General features: G+C 62.0%; 15 protein-coding genes. 9 read left to right on the forward strand and 6 right to left on the reverse strand.

All coding sequences use genetic code 11. From position 1 onward, the window contains the following. Positions 1-11: 11 nt before the first annotated feature. The 4 genes from AC1Q9F_RS15185 (at position 12) to AC1Q9F_RS15200 (ending at position 5547) form a co-directional block, all read left to right on the forward strand. Positions 12-890 (forward strand): endonuclease/exonuclease/phosphatase family protein, encoded by an 879-nt coding sequence (locus AC1Q9F_RS15185; protein ID WP_007954044.1) that lies wholly within the window; start codon positions 12-14, stop codon positions 888-890. Further along, complete coding sequence (locus tag AC1Q9F_RS15190) at positions 887-2977, forward strand: GGDEF domain-containing protein (protein ID WP_492620325.1); 2091 nt, start codon at positions 887-889, stop codon at positions 2975-2977. Before AC1Q9F_RS15185 ends, AC1Q9F_RS15190 begins: the two co-directional genes overlap by 4 nt. A 101-nt stretch (positions 2978-3078) precedes the next feature. Next, positions 3079-3858: an N-acetylmuramoyl-L-alanine amidase gene (locus tag AC1Q9F_RS15195; protein WP_492620324.1), complete on the forward strand. Its 780-nt coding sequence runs from the start codon at positions 3079-3081 to the stop codon at positions 3856-3858. A 75-nt stretch (positions 3859-3933) separates the two neighbouring features. After that, positions 3934-5547: an EAL domain-containing protein gene (locus tag AC1Q9F_RS15200; RefSeq protein ID WP_492620323.1), complete on the forward strand. Its 1614-nt coding sequence runs from the start codon at positions 3934-3936 to the stop codon at positions 5545-5547. On the opposite strand, the gene AC1Q9F_RS15205 is transcribed toward AC1Q9F_RS15200, so the two are convergent. Then, positions 5544-7334, reverse strand: coding sequence for a KinB sensor domain-containing domain (locus AC1Q9F_RS15205; RefSeq protein WP_492620322.1), 1791 nt, complete (start codon positions 7332-7334; stop codon positions 5544-5546). The two genes, AC1Q9F_RS15200 and AC1Q9F_RS15205, sit on opposite strands and share 4 nt — an antisense overlap. 10 nt (positions 7335-7344) lie before the next feature. After that, on the reverse strand, positions 7345-8691 hold the full coding sequence (gene algB, locus AC1Q9F_RS15210; RefSeq protein ID WP_007954049.1) for a sigma-54-dependent response regulator transcription factor AlgB: 1347 nt from the start codon (positions 8689-8691) through the stop codon (positions 7345-7347). 427 nt (positions 8692-9118) lie between these two features. On the opposite strand from algB, the gene AC1Q9F_RS15215 reads away from it, so the two are divergent. The 5 genes from AC1Q9F_RS15215 to AC1Q9F_RS15235 all read left to right on the forward strand — a co-directional run bounded on the left by AC1Q9F_RS15215 (position 9119) and on the right by AC1Q9F_RS15235 (position 13463). Beyond that, positions 9119-9403, forward strand: coding sequence for a hypothetical protein (locus tag AC1Q9F_RS15215; RefSeq protein ID WP_011331770.1), 285 nt, complete (start codon positions 9119-9121; stop codon positions 9401-9403). 67 nt (positions 9404-9470) lie between these two features. Next, positions 9471-9635, forward strand: a complete 165-nt coding sequence (locus AC1Q9F_RS15220) for a DUF1328 domain-containing protein (RefSeq protein WP_003177151.1) — start codon at positions 9471-9473, stop codon at positions 9633-9635. A 2-nt stretch (positions 9636-9637) separates the two neighbouring features. Continuing rightward, positions 9638-10102, forward strand: coding sequence for an inhibitor of vertebrate lysozyme family protein (locus tag AC1Q9F_RS15225; protein WP_007954053.1), 465 nt, complete (start codon positions 9638-9640; stop codon positions 10100-10102). A gap of 697 nt (positions 10103-10799) precedes the next feature. Beyond that, positions 10800-12131 carry a glutamate/aspartate:proton symporter GltP gene (gene gltP / locus AC1Q9F_RS15230; RefSeq protein ID WP_007954055.1) on the forward strand — a complete coding sequence of 444 codons (1332 nt, stop codon included), beginning with the start codon at positions 10800-10802 and terminating at the stop codon, positions 12129-12131. A 102-nt stretch (positions 12132-12233) separates the two neighbouring features. Then, on the forward strand, positions 12234-13463 hold the full coding sequence (locus AC1Q9F_RS15235; RefSeq protein ID WP_007954056.1) for a nucleoside recognition domain-containing protein: 1230 nt from the start codon (positions 12234-12236) through the stop codon (positions 13461-13463). A gap of 3 nt (positions 13464-13466) precedes the next feature. Here the strand turns inward: AC1Q9F_RS15235 and AC1Q9F_RS15240 are convergent, their stop codons facing one another. From AC1Q9F_RS15240 to AC1Q9F_RS15255, 4 genes are read right to left on the reverse strand one after another with little or no spacing between them, the layout of a single operon-like run. Beyond that, positions 13467-14093 (reverse strand): ABC-type transport auxiliary lipoprotein family protein, encoded by a 627-nt coding sequence (locus tag AC1Q9F_RS15240; RefSeq protein WP_492620321.1) that lies wholly within the window; start codon positions 14091-14093, stop codon positions 13467-13469. Further along, a complete protein-coding gene (locus tag AC1Q9F_RS15245; protein ID WP_492620320.1) occupies positions 14090-15028 on the reverse strand; it encodes an MlaD family protein in 939 nt (312 codons plus the stop codon). Before AC1Q9F_RS15245 ends, AC1Q9F_RS15240 begins: the two co-directional genes overlap by 4 nt. A gap of 1 nt (position 15029) precedes the next feature. Further along, the gene (locus AC1Q9F_RS15250; protein ID WP_007954063.1) at positions 15030-15833 is read right to left on the reverse strand and encodes an ABC transporter ATP-binding protein; all 804 of its coding nucleotides are present in this window, start codon (positions 15831-15833) and stop codon (positions 15030-15032) included. Beyond that, positions 15830-16978, reverse strand: coding sequence for an ABC transporter permease (locus AC1Q9F_RS15255; protein WP_492620319.1), 1149 nt, complete (start codon positions 16976-16978; stop codon positions 15830-15832). Before AC1Q9F_RS15255 ends, AC1Q9F_RS15250 begins: the two co-directional genes overlap by 4 nt. Positions 16979-17023: the final 45 nt, after the last annotated feature.

Consider the following 17023-nt stretch of genomic DNA (forward strand, 5'->3'; position numbering starts at 1 on the left):
CGGCAATCGCCATGCGCCGCTGGGGAACCGAACGGGTCGTTGGCCTGCATGATCCGCAGGTCAACGAGCATCACCTGGAATCGACGGGCCTGCCCGCAGACAGCCGTCTGCGCTTGCTCAGCTTCAATATTCAGGTCGGCATCAGCACCGAGCGCTATCGGCACTACCTGACCCGCAGCTGGCAGCATCTGCTGCCGCACCCCGGGCGCTCCACCAATCTGCAAAAGATCGGCAATCTGCTCGGCGACTTCGATCTGGTCGCCCTGCAGGAAGCCGATGGCGGCAGCCTGCGTTCAGGCTACGTCAATCAGGTCGAACACCTGGCCCAGCTCGGTGCCTTCCCCTACTGGTATCAACAACTCAATCGCAACCTTGGCCGACTGGCCCAGCACAGCAATGGCGTGCTCAGTCGCCTGCGGCCGTGGGCGATCGAGGACCACCCGCTGCCGGGTCCGAAAGGACGCGGGGCAATTCTGGTGCGTTTTGGCGAAGGCCCGGAAGCGCTGGTGGTGGTGATGATGCACCTGGCGCTCGGCGCCCGGGTGCGCAGCATGCAGCTGGCCTACATCCGCGAGCTGATCGGCGGCTACAAGCACCAAGTGCTGATGGGCGACATGAACACCCACGCCAGCGATCTGCTGCAACACTCGCCGTTGCGCGACCTCGGCCTGCTGGCCCCGCAACTCGAAGCGACATTCCCCAGCTGGCGCCCGCAGCGCTGCCTGGACCATATTCTGCTCAGCCCGACCCTGACCCTGGAAAAGGTCGAAGTGCTGGCACAACCGATTTCCGATCACCTGCCGGTCGCGGTAGAGATTCGTCTGCCGGGTTCGCTCACGGCCGATGCATTGCCCGCGTTGAGCACTGCCCTTCGCGGAACCCCTGAATGAGCGACGAAGCCCAGCGCTGGAAAGAGAAATACCTCAAAAGCATCGAACAACAGGAAAAGCTCGAACGTCGATGGGACGCCCGGCTCGACCTGCTGCGCCGTGGCTTGGTGCGCAGCACCCTGGCGGCGGAAGGCACCGACCGCGTGGTCGATCAGTGCATGAAAGAAATGCGCGACGTGGTGCGCACCGATGACATGGACGCCGGCCTCGCCGCCCTGCTGCCGCGCCTGGAAAAAGCCGTGCTCGATTCCGAGCAGCGCCGGGAAACCCGGATAGAACAGGTCAGCACCGCACTGACTGCGCTGGTCACTCAGTTGCAATCCCTCCCGCTGCCCCGCGATGTGGCCCAGCCGCTGAAGAAATTCGCCAAGCAGCTGGACGGCCGGGTGAGTCAGGCAAGGGAAATGCCGCTGCTGCTCAGCGAACTCAGCGGCTTGCAGGGCAAGGCCCTGAGCCAGCTGGAAACGCCGGCAGAACCGGGACGCCCCGGATTGTTGCAGCGCCTGTTCGGCAGCCGCGACAACGAGGAAGTGCCTGCGACGGCGACCCTGCCTGCCATGGCCGCACCACCAGCACACACAGAGCAACCCCCCGTCACGCATCTAACCGCGCCCTTGCAGGAAGCGCCTGTCACGACCGCCGAACCGGTCGCCCCTGCGCCCGTCAGCCAAGCGCCGGTTGCCGCCCCCGTGGCCGAACCCGCGAAAACTCCAGCGCCAACCCCCGAGTATCATGCGGAGCCGGAGGTGGTGGCCTTCGAGCCGGCCAGAATCCTCACCGAATCTCCCTCCGCCCCCAGCGAACCAGAACCCGCCGAGCCAGAACCGGAGCCGCAGCCCTTCACGCCTCCACCGGTTTTCGCGCAGGCAGTGCCAACAGCCATCAACCCGGACGAACTGATCCACCCCGGCGATACCCCGCCGCCCGTGATCCTCGACAGCCTGCCCCTGCCCGAGCCCATCGCCCAGGCATTGGCCGCAATTGATCCGGAGCAATCCGAACACGACATCCTCTACGCCCTGCCGGACTCGCCGGAACCGTCCTACAGCTCGGTCGCCAAACACATCGAAGACACGCTGATCGGGTTGCTGGACGACCTGACCTTGCCGGAGCGCCACCGCCCGCAAGCCGAAGCGATGCGCGACCGGCTGAAAAATGGCTTGAACTGGTACGAACTGTTGCCGATCCTCGACGATCTGGCGACCTTGATGCTGGCCATTACCGACAGCGGCCAGCACGAATTCGAAACTTATTTGCAGCAACTCAATGAACGCCTCGAAGCCTTCCAGAGCAACTTGCAGGCCGCCAGCGAAGGCCACGCTGACAACAGCTCCGCGGCGCGGGCGATGGACACGCAGATCCGCGAACAGGTCGACGGCTTGCAGAACAGCGTGCAGGAAGCGGCCGATCTGGATGACCTTAAACAGGTGCTGGAAAACCACCTCGAAGGCCTGCTCGGCACGATGGATCAGCATCAGAAGCAGCGTGACGCCCGGGAGCAGGAAGTCGCCGGACGCCTGAAAAGCCTGGCCGAGCGCGTTGCGCACATGGAGCAGGAAGCGCTGGGCTATCGCGAACACCTTGAAGAGCAGCGCCAGAAAGCCCTGATCGATCCGCTCACCGGCCTGCCCAACCGCGCCGCCTGGACCGAACGGCTCGAACATGAAATCGCCCAGTGGCAGCAGCACGGCAACACCCTGAGCCTAGCCATGCTCGACCTCGATCACTTCAAACGTATCAACGATAACTACGGCCACCTGGCCGGCGACAAGGTGTTGAAGATCATTGCGACGGTGCTGCGCAAACGCCTGCGTGGCAGCGATTTCATCGCTCGTTTCGGCGGCGAAGAGTTTGTCCTGCTGCTTCCGGCGACCCCGCCGGCCGTCGGCGCCAAACTCCTGGAAACCCTGCGCGCCTCCATCGAAGCCTGCCCGTTTCACTTCAAGGGCGAGCGCGTCACGATCACCGTTTCCATGGGTCTTGCGGCGTTCCGGCCGGGAGAGCACAGCGATCTGGTACTTAAAAGAGCCGATCAGGCGCTTTACCGGGCGAAAAATGCAGGGCGTAACCGGGTGGAGCTGGGCTGACGCAAATGTTCCATATTGTTTAAATCAGCCCTTTAAGCGTCGAAGCGCAAGGCGATACGTTACACTGTTGCATTATCGTCTTGCGTGTACTGCCCTCTGCCATGAAATTTTTTACCCTCGTCGCGTCGCTGATCCTCCTGGCCGGTTGTGCCAGCGGCCCGCGTTTTGACACCAGCCATCCTTCGGTCAATCACGACAGTCGCGTGCAGTTCGTGATCGTGCACTACACCTCCGCCTCGCTCGAACGCTCGCTGCAGTTGCTGACCCACGGCGAAGTCAGCAGCCATTACCTGATTGGCGACGACAAAAACGGCACTATCTACAAGCTGATGGACGAGAACCTTCGCGCCTGGCACGCCGGCGAAAGCGAATGGCAAGGCCGTACCTGGCTCAACTCCAGCTCGATTGGCATCGAGATCGTCAATCCGGGCTTCAAGGACACACCGACCGGTCGCCTCTGGTATCCCTACAGCGAAGCCCAGGTGCAATCGCTGATCGTTCTGCTCAAGGACATCAGCAAGCGCCAGGGCATCAGCTCGCGCCACATCATCGGCCATAGCGACATCGCCCCGCTGCGCAAGCTCGACCCGGGGCCGCTGTTCCCCTGGAAGCGTCTGGCGGCCGAAGGATTGGGGCTCTGGCCCAACGAACAAGCCGTGGCACGCCAGCAGGCGCAGTTCGACGCCGAGCTGCCGAGCATCACCTGGTTCCAGAGCCAACTGACGCGCCTGGGCTACTCGACGCCGCAGACCGGCGAGCTGGATGTGGCGACCCGGCATGTGCTCGCGGCCTTCCAGATGCACTACCGCCCGACGCGCTTTGACGGCACGCCAGATGCGCAAACAGCGGCGTTGCTGCTGGTGTTGAATCAGACAAAATAATGACGCCCGCCCGACGGTCAGGGCGAAAACGCAATCAGCAGCTATAACTCATTGGTAATTCTTCGGATATCCATGATGGTTGCTACCCGAGAGACGCTGCGTAGCTGGTTTTATCGCCCCTGGTTTCTGGCGATGATCGCGGCTGTCCTCAGTGCGAGCCTGCTGATCACCGGCGGGCTGTTCGTGGCCATGCGCCAGGTCGAACAAAGCGAAAGCCAGGAAATGAACGCCCAGGGCGAGCGGTTCCTGGCGCGTCTGGAGCAACTGTTCGGCCAATTGCGCGAAAGCCTCGACGACCTCGAAGCCCAACCCTTGCGCAGCTGCGACGACGAAATGATCGCCACGTTGCAGCAAGTGACGTTCAACTATCGCTTCGTCTATGAAGCGGCCTACATGGACGCCACGCGGATCTGCTCCAACCGCCCCCGCCAGGAAGGCCTGTCGGTGATCCGCCCGCCGGACATCAAAGGCCCGACCTACAGCTACTGGCTGAATACCACCACCGAACCCGATGAAAACCGCGCAGCGCTGATGCTCGGGCGTGGCAACTTTCGCGTCGCTACTTCGCGCGGGCATTTGACCGACATGGTCGACCTGTCGCCCGGCAGCAGCCTGTTGGTGGTGCTGGATCACGGGTCCCGGGCGATTCCGGTACTCGGCGTTCCACAAGCCTGGCCACCCACTGAACCCTGGCCGCCGAAAACCCCGAACGCGCTGCAAGTCACCCAGTCGCACCTGATCTACCGCATGCCCACCGATAACCCGGAATACCAACTGGTGCTGATCAGCCCGCGGTCGGGCATGCACATTCCGGAGCTCTGGTGGTGGATGGTGCCGTTCTGTCTGGTGCTCGGTTCGCTAGTGGGCGTTCTGGTGTTCTGGATCGTGCGCCAGCGCCAGTCGCTGGACGCCGAGTTGCACGGCGCGATCCGCCGGGGCGAGTTGCAGGTGCTTTATCAGCCGATCTTCGATCTCGACAGCCGCAACTGCGTCGGCGCCGAAGCCCTGCTGCGCTGGCGCCGGCCGGACGGCACGCTGACCAGCCCCGACCTGTTCATCCCGATGGCCGAGAACACCGGGCAGATTCGCCAGATGACCGATTTCGTCCTGCAACGCTTGCTCGAGCAGTTGGGCCAGTTGCTGCGGGCCAATCCGCAGCTGTACATCTCGGTGAACCTGGCCGCCTGCGACGTGATGGTGCCGCGCATCGGCCAGGTCATGGCTCGACTGCTGACGTTGCACCGGGTCGCGGCACGGCAGATTGCTTTCGAGGTGACCGAACGGGGCCTGATCGATGTGGTGGTGGCCCGCGAAAATCTGCAGGCGCTGCGGGATGTCGGCCATCAGGTGCTGATCGACGATTTCGGCACCGGCTATTGCAGCCTCGCCTACCTGCAAACCCTGCCGGTGGACTGCCTGAAGATCGACAAGGCATTCATCGACGCCCTCGGCCATGACGCTGCCAGCAGCGGTGTCGCGCCGCACATCATTCACATGGCCCAGGCACTGGACCTGAAGGTGATCGCCGAAGGCATCGAATACGAATCCCAGGCCGAGCTGCTGAGCAGCGAAGGGGTGAAGTTCGGTCAGGGCTGGCTGTTCGCCCACGCCTTGAGCGCGGTGCAGTTCATCGAACTGATCACCCGTGGTCGTCGGCTCGCCGGCCGCCGGATCGACGACGAGGCCTAGACCGCCAGCGCCATGTAGAACTGCGTGCCCTGCCCCGGCCGCGAGTAAACGCCCATCCGCCCGCCGTGCAACTGGACGATTTCCTTGCACAACGCCAGTCCCAGCCCGGCCCCGCCCTTTTTCCTGCCGACCTGGACGAACGGTTCGAAGATCCGCCCTTGCTGACCGTAGGCAATCCCTTCGCCGTTGTCTTCGACGCTGATGATCACCCGCTCGCCATGGCGCCGGGCCTGCAAGCGGATGAGCCCGTCGCGCGCCGTGTGGCGCAAGGCGTTGTCGATCAGGTTGTCGAGGACTCGATCGAGCTGCGCCTGATCCGCCTGCAAACGAGGCAGCGGGCCCTGCGCTTCGACCTGCAGGGTAACGCCCTTCTGCGCCGCCGAATCGGCGAACCGCAAACGCGCCTGCTCCAGCAGATCCTCGATGGAACACGGCGCCAGCGTGAGCTTCTGCAAACCGCTCTGATAGCGCGAGAAATTCAGCAGATCGTTGATCAATTGCATCAGGCGCTGCATTTCTTCGTTAACCGTGTCGAGCAGGTCGGATTCACGCGACTCCTGAGGAAACTTCGCCCGCTCGCGAAACAGCCCGAACGCCATGTGCATGCCCGTAACCGGGGTGCGCAATTCGTGGGACGCACGCAGCACGAATTCGCTGCGCACCCGTTCGAAGGCGCGCTGTTCGGTGACGTCGTGCAAGACCATCACGGCGCCGAGGATATGCCCCTGGGTATGGCTGACCGGCGTCAGGCTGTAGGTCAGCAGGCGCGATTCGCCATCGACCTCGATGCTTAAATCTTCCGGTGCCCGCTCAAGCGTGCCGCCGCGCAACACCAGTTGCAGTTGTGCATCCAGCTCCGGACGCTGAAGCGCCGTGCCCAGGCCCTCGCCGAAACGGTCGCTGTCCCAGCCCAATTGCCGCTGGGCTACCGGGTTCAAGTGTTCCAGATGCCCCTGACGGTCGATCATCAGCAGGCCGTCATCGATGCTGTCGAGTACCGCCTGCAGGCGTTGCTGGCCGGCGAGCAATTCGTCGACGTTGGTCGCCTGGTGTTCGCGCAGGGCTTCAGCCATCAGCCCGAAGCGCCGGGTCAGCAGATTGATTTCCATCGCCGAGGACACCGGCAGCGTAACTTCGAAATTGCCCTGACCAATGTTGTCCGCCGCTTTGGCCAGCGCCTCGATCGGCGCACCAAAACGCCGGGCAATGCCTTGGGCGGTGATAAAACCGATGATCAGCACCGCCAGCCCCACCAGCCCGAGCAAGCCGGAAATCAGCAGCGCCCGGTCACGGGCAGCGTGCTGGACGGCGTTGATGTTATCCAGCGCGTGTTTGTGCTCGGAGATCAAACCGTTACGCAGGGTGTTGAATCGCTCGCGCAAGTCGCCACCGCCACTCAGGGCGGCGCCCGGATCGCGGGACAGGTCGAACGCCTCAAGGAAAGTCAGGTAATCGCTTTTAGCCTGACTGAACCCGTATTGGCGATTGTCGTTTTTCTGCTCCTGGGCGATGCCCTCGTCGAGCAATTCGAAATAACGTTGTTTGGACGCTTCGAACGCCACGGGATCGGGCTTTTCGGCAAGCATCATGATCAATTGATCGCCGAGGGTCTGGCGCAGCTTGAGTCCCAGATCGAGGGTGACGAAGTTGTTGCGGATCAGCGCCTCCTGAGTGCCGGCCATCTGCATCACGCTGACCAGCCCGAGCATCAGCCCGAGCAAGGCCACGGTGATCAGCGCGGAAATGCTCAGGAACAAGCGGGTCCGCAACTTCATCGCCAGTTTCATCGGCGGGTGCTCACAGGTTGTACTGCTTGCGCTTGCGATACAGGGTCGAGGCGTCGATGCCCAGAGTCTTGGCGGCCTGATCGAGAGTGCCGGCAGTCGCCAGTACTGCGCCGATGTGGGCTTTCTCCAGCTCATCGAGGCTCAACGCAGCGCCAACCCGTGGCGCGTTGTTGGCCGGTTGCTCGGCCATGCCGAGGTGGCTGATTTCCACCCGCTCCTGCGGGCAGATGATGCTCGCCCGCTCGACCACGTTGCGCAGCTCACGGATGTTGCCGGGCCAGCGGTAGCCCAACAGCGCTTCGCGAGCCTCGTCGCTGAAACCCCGGGCCGGACGCGCGTATTCCTTCACGAAGCGAGCGAGGAAACGGTCGGCCAGGGTCAGAATGTCCTCAGCCCGCTCGCGCAGCGGCGGCAGATGCAGGGTGATGACGTTCAGGCGATAGAGCAGGTCTTCACGGAAACGCCCGTCGCGCACCATGTCCTCAAGATTGAGGTTTGTGGCGGCGAGGATGCGCACATCGGCGCGGCGGGTGACCGGATCCCCTACCCGCTCGTATTCCTTGTCCTGAATGAAACGCAGCAACTTGGGTTGCAATGTCAGCGGAAAGTCGCCGATCTCGTCGAGAAAGAGCGTGCCGCCATCGGCCTGATTGACGCGGCCCAAGGTGCTTTCGCTGGCCCCGGTAAACGCGCCGCGACTGTGACCGAACAGCTCGCTCTCCATCAGCTCAGCCGTCAGCGACGGGCAATTGATGGTGACGCAGGATTTCTTCTCGCGCTTGCTCCAGCCGTGAATGGCTCGGGCCAGCTCACCTTTACCGGTTCCGGACTCGCCGAGGATCAGAATGTTGGCGTCGGTGCCCGCCACTTGCCGCGCGGTTTCCAGTACGACTTTCATCGCCGGGCTGTGGGAATCGAGACCGTCCTTGGGTTTGCGGATTTCACCTTCCAAGGCTTCCAGACGCGCCGATAGCTGGCGCACTTCTAGCTGCTTGGCAGTCGCCAGACGCAATTGATCCGGGCTGCACGGCTTGACCAGATAATCGGCAGCGCCGGCCTGAATCGCGTCCACCGCCGTGTCGACGGCCGAATGAGCGGTGACGATCACCACCCGCATCCATGGCGCTTGAATGCGCATCTGCGCCAATACATCGAGGCCGTTGTCTTCGCCCAGACGCAAATCGAGGAAGCACAGATCGAACACCTGACGTTGCAACAGCGCGTCAGCCTGGGCCGCACTGTTGGCGGTGGCGACGGTATAACCTTCGTCTTCTAAGCAGTAACGAAAGGTTCGCAGGATGGCGGATTCATCGTCCACCAGCAGAATGCGGCCTTGGTGCTCAGTGGCTGATTCCATTTTTCCTACGCTCCATAAGTGAATGTCTTGGGTTAGTCCCGGAAAAATCGGGCAAGTTGCATGGTTGATTCTGATCGATTCCGGTCATAGCAGGGTAGCTCTCTCCTGCCCTCACGGCTAATCCGCTGATTTTGTTGATTTTTTAAACATCGCACAGTTTCAAGGCGGTTTCCTGCCTCCTTTTCTGACATCCGCACCCTGCCCTCAATTCAAAAAGAATGATTTCTCCTACGAAATAATCGTGCATTACGCACGACCCTGCGCGGGTCATCGTGCAGGATGCGTCGTCAGGAATTTTCACACCATCTGTAACTATCTGATTTTATTGGATTTTTTCAAAAAAAAAAGCTGGCATGCAGGCTGCAATACCTCTCTCAGCCCGGGCAGAAATGCACTGCCCCAACCGAATAAGAGTGAGGAACCCAGGATGACTCGCCCACGTGCCGCCCAAATGCGTATCTCGCCACTGCACTTGCAGCAGGCCCTGTTTGGCGCACTTGCGCTGTTGATCACGCTGATTGCCTGCCAGCAATACCTGCGCTGGGAGCACAGTCAGCAACCTGAGCCCCTGATTTCCATGCAACACGCGACGCAGACGCACTTCAGCGCCGTCAGCAGCAGCCAGGCCGACAACGGCGCGATGCGCATGATGGACGTCGACCAGCCACAGCCACTGGGCGACATGCCCCGTGAAGAACGCTGGGTTTTCTGATCAACGAATCTGGGCGCCCCCGCGCCGAGACCGGCAACACCCCTAAATAGAAGCAAGGAGAATCACCATGTTGAGCTGGGCAATCACATTCCTGATCATTGCCATCATCGCTGCAGTACTGGGCTTCGGTGGTATCGCGGGCACCGCCACGGGTATCGCCAAGATTCTCTTTGTCGTGTTCCTGGTGATGTTCATCGCTTCCTTCTTCTTTGGCCGTCGCGGTCGAGGTTGAACATGAAGGGTTTAAAGACACTGGCAGCCGCCCTGCTCCTGGGCGGTAGTGCCATGGCGATGGCGGCCAATGACGGCCAGGCGCGGGTCAACGAACTGTTGAGTTCCGACCCGCAATACAGGGAAACCTGGGAAGGCGTGGTGAAGAAGGAAGAACGCCTGCCGGAATGGGTGATGAACCTCTCCGGCGCGCCGGACCAACAGATGAACGCCGTGACTGAAGATGGCGATCAGTATCTGGTGGGGCCGCTCTGTGAATCGCAGGACAAATGCCTCAACCACCGCCTGATCGTCGCCTTCAGCTTCGACAAGAAACACGCTTACGCCATGCTGGTCGATGTGCCCGAAGGACTGCCGGCCGACAAGTCGCCAACGCGACATGCCACCTACCGCTTCCTCGGCAAGCCCGACCAGGGCATGCAGGATCTGTTGATGGAAACGCTGAAGAAAGATCCGAACTGGTATTGAACATGAGGGCAGCTGAAAGGCTGTCCTCCATTGCACCCGCCCGAGGAAGGCCGGTGCATGACCAGGGGGCCGGGACGTTCTGACTGTTGCAGGGTCGGAGTGACCTACGGGTACAGGGAGTGCCTGCGATGAGGGCCGGGTCAGGGTAAAAGCTGCGACGCAAGTTCGCCAACCGGAGCGGTTCGACGGACTTGCGCTGAGCTTTCAACGTGACAAAACGTTGATCCAGAGCGTTCTGCTCGTCTTTTTTATCGCTCACACTGCGTGCGAAAGCATTTCGCGGTGTTTCTTCGCGACCGTATATCGAGAAAGAGTCGATCCAGTAAGTGGGACTTTTAGTTTCCTAACGTAGGCTTTTTCCTAAATTTTTCGTCGAAATCACTCGTTCAAAAAATAACCAACCTACGCTGTAATGGCCGGTTCACGGCACTTATGCCTGCCGAAATGTCGTATTCGAACCGGTTGGGACGCCAGTTTCATTTAAAAAAGCTCATGCCGATTCGGCATAGGGTAGGCGTTTACGGCATTAGACGGCGCAACCTTGCATCGGAATAGTTGCGCCTTTTTTCGCCTGCCGGAGAGCCGTAAACACACGGCCCGGGGCACCTTATACGGAGGCAGATGCACAAACTTTTCCGCTAAAGAGCGTTCCAGTTCCTGCATGTGCCTGAGTCAAACGCAAGTAAGGGTAAAGATAATGAAGAAGGCAAAGCTTAGCCTCGCCTGGCAGATCCTCATCGGTCTGGTGTTGGGGATTGCAATCGGTGCGTTGCTCAACCATTTCAGTGCCGAGAAGGCCTGGTGGATCAGCAACGTCCTGCAACCGGCAGGCGATATCTTTATCCGTCTGATCAAGATGATCGTGATCCCGATCGTCATTTCTTCCCTGATCGTCGGCATTGCCGGCGTGGGCGACGCCAAGAAGCTCGGGCGCATCGGCCTGAAGACCATCATCTACTTCGAAATCGTCACCACCATCGCCATCGTTGTCGGCCTGCTGCTGGCCAACCTGTTCCATCCGGGTGCCGGCATCGACATGAGCACCCTGGGGACTGTGGACATCTCCAAGTACCAGGCGACCGCCGCCGAAGTGCAGCATGAACACGCGTTCATCGAGACCATCCTCAACCTGATCCCGTCGAACATCTTCGCGGCCATGGCCCGCGGCGAAATGCTGCCGATCATCTTCTTCTCCGTACTGTTCGGTCTCGGTCTGTCGAGCCTGCAGTCGGACCTGCGCGAGCCGCTGGTGAAGATGTTCCAGGGCGTCTCGGAAAGCATGTTCAAAGTCACCCACATGATCATGAACTACGCGCCAATTGGTGTGTTCGCTCTGATCGCGGTGACCGTGGCCAACTTCGGTTTCGCTTCGCTGCTGCCGCTGGCCAAGCTGGTGATCCTGGTTTACGTCGCCATCGCCTTCTTCGCCTTCGTGATTCTGGGCCTGATCGCCAAGATGTTCGGCTTCTCGGTGATCAAGCTGATGCGCATCTTCAAGGATGAGCTGGTGCTGGCTTACTCCACCGCTTCCTCGGAAACCGTGCTGCCACGCGTGATCGAGAAGATGGAAGCCTACGGCGCACCGAAAGCCATCTGCAGCTTCGTAGTACCGACCGGCTACTCGTTCAACCTCGACGGTTCGACCCTGTACCAGTCCATCGCCGCCATCTTCATTGCCCAGCTGTACGGCATCGACCTGTCGATCAGCCAGCAACTGCTGCTGGTCCTGACCCTGATGGTGACCTCCAAAGGTATCGCCGGCGTGCCGGGCGTGTCCTTCGTGGTACTGCTGGCCACTCTGGGCAGCGTCGGTATTCCGCTGGAAGGTCTGGCCTTCATCGCCGGTGTCGACCGTGTGATGGACATGGCGCGTACTGCTCTGAACGTGATCGGCAACGCCTTGGCGGTACTGGTTATCGCGCGTTGGGAAGGCATGTACGACGACGCCAAGGGCCAGCGCTACTGGAACTCGCTGCCGCACTGGCGCAGCAAGGAAAAACTGCCGGCCGGTGACGTTTCCAACAACTGATCCCCGCCCGCCAGGCACCCTGACAAACCCCGGAGAAATCCGGGGTTTGTCGTTTCTGGCGACCCCGCTATCATTCGCCGCATCTTCCGGGGGATTTGACTGATGCTTAATGGCCTGTGGCTTGGCTTCTTCATCGTGGCAGCCGTTTCGGCGCTGGGGCAATGGCTGATCGGCGGCAACGCCGGGATCTTCGCGGCGATGGTGGAAAGCATTTTTGCCATGGCCAAGCTGTCGGTCGAAGTCATGGTGCTGCTGTTCGGCACGCTGACCCTGTGGCTGGGTTTCCTGCGGATCGCCGAGAAGGCCGGGATCGTCGAGTGGCTGGCCAAAGCGCTGGGCCCGCTGTTCCTGCGACTGATGCCTGAAGTGCCGGCGGGGCACCCGGCCATCGGCCTGATCACCCTTAACTTCGCCGCCAACGGTCTGGGCCTGGACAACGCCGCCACGCCGATCGGCCTCAAAGCCATGAAGGCGCTGCAAGAGCTCAACCCCAGCTCGACCATCGCCAGCAACGCGCAGATCCTGTTCCTGGTGCTCAACGCCTCGTCCCTGACCCTGCTGCCGGTGACGATCTTCATGTACCGCGCCCAGCAAGGCGCGCCGGACCCGACGCTGGTGTTCCTGCCGATCCTGCTGGCCACCAGTTGCTCGACCATCGTCGGCTTCCTGTCGGTGGCGTTCATGCAGCGCCTGCGGGTCTGGGACCCGGTGGTGCTGGCTTACCTGATTCCCGGCGCGCTGATCCTCGGCGGCTTTATGGCGTTGCTCGCGACGATGTCGGCCACTGCGCTGGCGGGCCTGTCGTCGATCCTCGGCAACCTGACGCTGTTCGGCCTGATCATGCTGTTTCTGGTGATCGGCGCGTTGCGCAAGGTGAAGGTCTACGAGGCGTTTGTCGAAGGTGCGAAGGAAGGTTTCGACGTCGCCAAGAACCTGCTGCCATATCTGGTGGCGATGCTCTGCGCGATCGGCGTATTGCGCGCATCCGGCGCGCTGGACTTCGGCCTCGACGGCATTCGCCATCTGGTGGAGTGGGCAGGGTGGGACACGCGTTTCGTCGATGCGCTGCCGACTGCTATGGTCAAACCGTTCTCCGGCAGCGCCGCCCGGGCGATGCTGATCGAAACGATGAAGACCTCGGGCGTGGACAGCTTCCCGGCGCTGGTGGCCGCAACCATTCAGGGCAGCACCGAAACCACGTTCTACGTGCTGGCGGTGTACTTCGGCGCGGTGGGCATCCAGCGCGCCCGGCATGCCGTCGGTTGCGCGCTGCTGGCCGAGCTGGCGGGCGTGCTCGGCGCTATCGGCGTCTGCTACTGGTTCTTCGGTTAAGGCTCAAGGCCGGGCAGGTGGGGCAACTTTCTGCCCTTGCTCCACCGCCCAAGCCACCACCTTCGCGGTGAGGCGATCACTGGCCTGACCGAAGCCGGCCACCACCGCAGGGACTTTCACATCATTGAGCGGCTGACGCTCTTCGAAGCGGCGGCTGGCGAGAATCCGCTGGTCGTATCCGCGCACCAGCAGCGCATCGACCCGCACCACCACGCTGGCCTGCGTGCCCTGATACTCGGTCTGAAACGCCTGCAGGCTGCCGCCCAGTTCAAGATCCGCCTGAAAGTTGCTGTCGTCGGTGCTCAACAGCGATACCCGGCCATCGCGCTGGAATCCATCAAGCAACCGGTTACGCATCAGCACCGGCGCCGGATCGCTCCAGCGCGAGGCCTTATACGTGCTGATCACGTCACCCTGGGGAATCACTGCGATGCCCGGCCGGTTCAGCGCTTCGCTGGCCTGCAGTTTGTTCAACCGTAGCGACCAGTGCTGCATAGATGCCGAACTGGCCGAGGCGGGCGCCTGTGCGGCTGGCAAACGGTAGACATCCAGCGGCTCGGACTTGGGCAGGATCGAGCACGCACTGATCAGCGTGAAGCCGGCGAGGAGGGCGAGGCGAGTCAGCTTCATGGCGTGAACTCCTTGTTCTTGTCACTGCCCAGCAGGTAACCGCTGGGGTTGGCCTCCAGGCGTTGGGAAATGGCGCGCAGCGAGTTCAGGGTTTCACGCAGTTCGCGGATCGCCGGGGCCAGACCGTTAAGGCCCTGCATGCCGCTGTCGAGGGAGTTCTGGTTCTTGCTCAACAGGCCGTTGATGGTGGCGCTGCTTTGCTCCAGGGACTTCATCGCCTGTTCGGCACTGCCCAGCGCCTGTTTGCCCTGATCGTTGAGCAAGCCATTGGCGTTGCGCATCAGCGCCGAAGTCTGTTCGAGCATGTTGCCGGCCTGTTTGCCCACCGTCGCCAGTTGCTGCATGGCCTGACGCAGATCGCCGCGCTGATCGTTGATCGAGCCGGTGGTCTGCTCCAGATGCTCGAGGGTTTTGCTCACGCGCTCGATGTTGTCGGCGGAGAACATCTGATTGGCGTTACTCAGCAGCGTGCTGACTCCGCTCATCAAGTCGTTGCTGTCATTGAGCAGCCGCGAGATCGGCGAGGGCGAGGCGACGATGGTTGGCAGATTTCCGTCATGGCCCTTGAGTTTCGGGCTCTCTGGCGTGCCACCGCTGAGCTGGATGATCGAGGTGCCGGTGATCCCGGCCAGGGCCAGTTTGGCTTGGGTGTCTTCCTTGACCGGCGTGTCGCCCGCCAGACGAATCCGCGCCAGCACCCGGCGCGGGTCCTGCGGGTCGAGGCGCAGGCTGACCACATCGCCGACCTTGATCCCGCTGTACTGCACCGGGCTGCCCCGGGACAGGCCACTGACCGCCTCGTTGAAGACGATTTCGTAATCCTTGAACTCGGTGTCGACGCTGGACTTGGCCAGCCACAGACCGAAGAGCAGGGCGCCCGCTACCACAATCACCGTGAACAGGCCGATCAATACATGATGGGCTCGGGTTTCCATGTCAGACCTCGTTGAGCTGTTTGGCGGCGTCCAGCGCCGAGCGGCCGCGAGGGCCGTGGAAGTATTCGTGAATCCACGCGTCGTCGGTTTCCGAGACCACGTCGATGGGACCGGCCACCAGCACTTTCTTCTGCGCCAGTACCGCGACGCGGTCGGTGATGGTGTAGAGCGTGTCGAGGTCGTGGGTCACCAGAAACACGCTCAGGCCCAGCGCATCGCGCAGGGTCAGGATCAATTGGTCGAACTGCGCGGCGCCAATCGGATCGAGGCCGGCGGTGGGTTCGTCGAGAAACAGGATGTCCGGGTCCAGCGCCAGCGCCCGGGCCAGTGCCGCGCGTTTGATCATGCCGCCGGACAGCGAGGCCGGGTACTTGTCCGCCGCCGACAGCGGCAGCCCGGCCAGCGCCAGCTTCACCGCCGCCAGATGCTCGGCGTCGTCGCGGCTCAGGCCGGCGTGTTCGATCAGGGGCAGGGCGACGTTCTCGGTGACGGTCAGCGACGAAAACAGCGCGCCTTTCTGGAACAACACACCGAAACGCCGCTCGATCAGCGAACGCTCATGCTCCGGCAGGCTCGGCAGGTTCTGGCCGAACACCTTGACCATGCCTTCGCTGGGCCGGCGCAAGCCGACGATGCTGCGCAGCAACACCGATTTACCGCTGCCGGAGCCGCCGACCACAGCCAGGATCTCGCCTTTGTACAAGTCGAGGTCGAGGTTCTCGTGCACGCTCTGGCTGCCGAAGCGATTGCACAGCCCACGGACTTCGATCACCGCCTCGGAGGGCGCGCGGGGTAGACGACTCACCAGCCCATCTCCATGAAAAACAGCGCGGCGACCGCATCGAGCACGATCACCACGAAAATCGATTGCACCACACTGGAGGTGGTGTGGGCGCCGACCGATTCGGCGCTGCCGCTGACCTTGAAGCCCTCCAGACAGCCGATGGCGGCGATCAGGAACGCGAAGATCGGGGCTTTGACCAGGCCCACCAGGAAATGTTGAATCCCTATGTCGCTTTGCAGCAGCGACAGGAACATCGCCGGCGAGATATCCAGCGACACCGCGCAGACCACCGCGCCGCCAACGATCCCGCAGATCATCGCCAGAAAAGTCAGCATCGGCAGCGCCACCAGCAACGCCAGCACCCGCGGCACCACCAGCAATTCCATGGGATCGAGGCCGAGGGTGCGAATCGCGTCGATTTCCTCGTTGGCCTTCATCGAGCCGATCTGCGCGGTGAAGGCACTGGCGGTGCGGCCGGCCATCAGGATCGCCGTGAGCAACACCCCGAATTCGCGCAGAAAGGCGAAGCCCACCAGGTCCACGGTGAACACGCTGGCACCGAAACTGGCCAGCACCGTCGCCCCGAGGAACGCCACCACCGCGCCCACCAGAAAGGTCAGCAACGCGACGATGGGCGCAGCGTCGAGGCCGGTCTGTTCGATGTGCGCGATCATCGGCGTGATCCGCCAGCGCTTGGGCCGGAACAGGCTACGAGCGATGGTTTCGAGGATCAGGCCGACGAAGCCGAGCAGCTGCAGGGTGTCCTTCCAGACCGTGTCGACGGCCCGGCCGATGCGCGTCAGCAATTGCACGCTGACGCTGATTTCCGGTTCCTTGATCGGTACGCAGAAGTCGGTCAGCGAGCGATACACGGTCTGCAGCAAGGCGCGGTCGGCGCTGGAAATCGTGCAGTCGGGGTGTTCGGCGGACTTGCCCAACCGCTCGGAGCCAAGCAGTTCCACCAGCAGCGACGCGCCGGCGGTGTCGAGGGCGCCGAGGCCGTTGAGGTCGATAGGGGTGTTGGCGTCGTACTGGCCGTGGAGCGTTTCGCTCAGTTGCTTGAGGTCGGCGTAGTGGGCAAGCGTCCAGTCCCCGGTCACCCGCAGGCGGGCAGGGGTGATCGAGGTGTCCAGGCGGGCACTGCCGGTCATTGGGCTGCTGGTCATAAGCTCCGTGCTTGTTCGGCTGAATACGCTGGCATACGTAATAGC

Source organism: Pseudomonas sp. GW823-FHT04A03 (genome assembly GCF_058796615.1).

What these genes read in the sequence shown, in the direction of transcription:
- gltP (WP_007954055.1), top strand. Translation starts at nt 10,800, where the DNA reads ATGAAGAAGGCAAAGCTTAGCCTCGCCTGGCAGATCCTCATCGGTCTG.
- AC1Q9F_RS15240 (WP_492620321.1), bottom strand. Translation starts at nt 14,093, where the DNA reads ATGAAGCTGACTCGCCTCGCCCTCCTCGCCGGCTTCACGCTGATCAGT.
- AC1Q9F_RS15190 (WP_492620325.1), top strand. Translation starts at nt 887, where the DNA reads ATGAGCGACGAAGCCCAGCGCTGGAAAGAGAAATACCTCAAAAGCATC.
- AC1Q9F_RS15215 (WP_011331770.1), top strand. Translation starts at nt 9,119, where the DNA reads ATGACTCGCCCACGTGCCGCCCAAATGCGTATCTCGCCACTGCACTTG.
- algB (WP_007954049.1), bottom strand. Translation starts at nt 8,691, where the DNA reads ATGGAATCAGCCACTGAGCACCAAGGCCGCATTCTGCTGGTGGACGAT.
- AC1Q9F_RS15200 (WP_492620323.1), top strand. Translation starts at nt 3,934, where the DNA reads ATGGTTGCTACCCGAGAGACGCTGCGTAGCTGGTTTTATCGCCCCTGG.
- AC1Q9F_RS15185 (WP_007954044.1), top strand. Translation starts at nt 12, where the DNA reads ATGCGCCGCTGGGGAACCGAACGGGTCGTTGGCCTGCATGATCCGCAG.
- AC1Q9F_RS15195 (WP_492620324.1), top strand. Translation starts at nt 3,079, where the DNA reads ATGAAATTTTTTACCCTCGTCGCGTCGCTGATCCTCCTGGCCGGTTGT.
- AC1Q9F_RS15220 (WP_003177151.1), top strand. Translation starts at nt 9,471, where the DNA reads ATGTTGAGCTGGGCAATCACATTCCTGATCATTGCCATCATCGCTGCA.
- AC1Q9F_RS15235 (WP_007954056.1), top strand. Translation starts at nt 12,234, where the DNA reads ATGCTTAATGGCCTGTGGCTTGGCTTCTTCATCGTGGCAGCCGTTTCG.
- AC1Q9F_RS15255 (WP_492620319.1), bottom strand. Translation starts at nt 16,978, where the DNA reads ATGACCAGCAGCCCAATGACCGGCAGTGCCCGCCTGGACACCTCGATC.
- AC1Q9F_RS15205 (WP_492620322.1), bottom strand. Translation starts at nt 7,334, where the DNA reads ATGAAACTGGCGATGAAGTTGCGGACCCGCTTGTTCCTGAGCATTTCC.
- AC1Q9F_RS15245 (WP_492620320.1), bottom strand. Translation starts at nt 15,028, where the DNA reads ATGGAAACCCGAGCCCATCATGTATTGATCGGCCTGTTCACGGTGATT.
- AC1Q9F_RS15225 (WP_007954053.1), top strand. Translation starts at nt 9,638, where the DNA reads ATGAAGGGTTTAAAGACACTGGCAGCCGCCCTGCTCCTGGGCGGTAGT.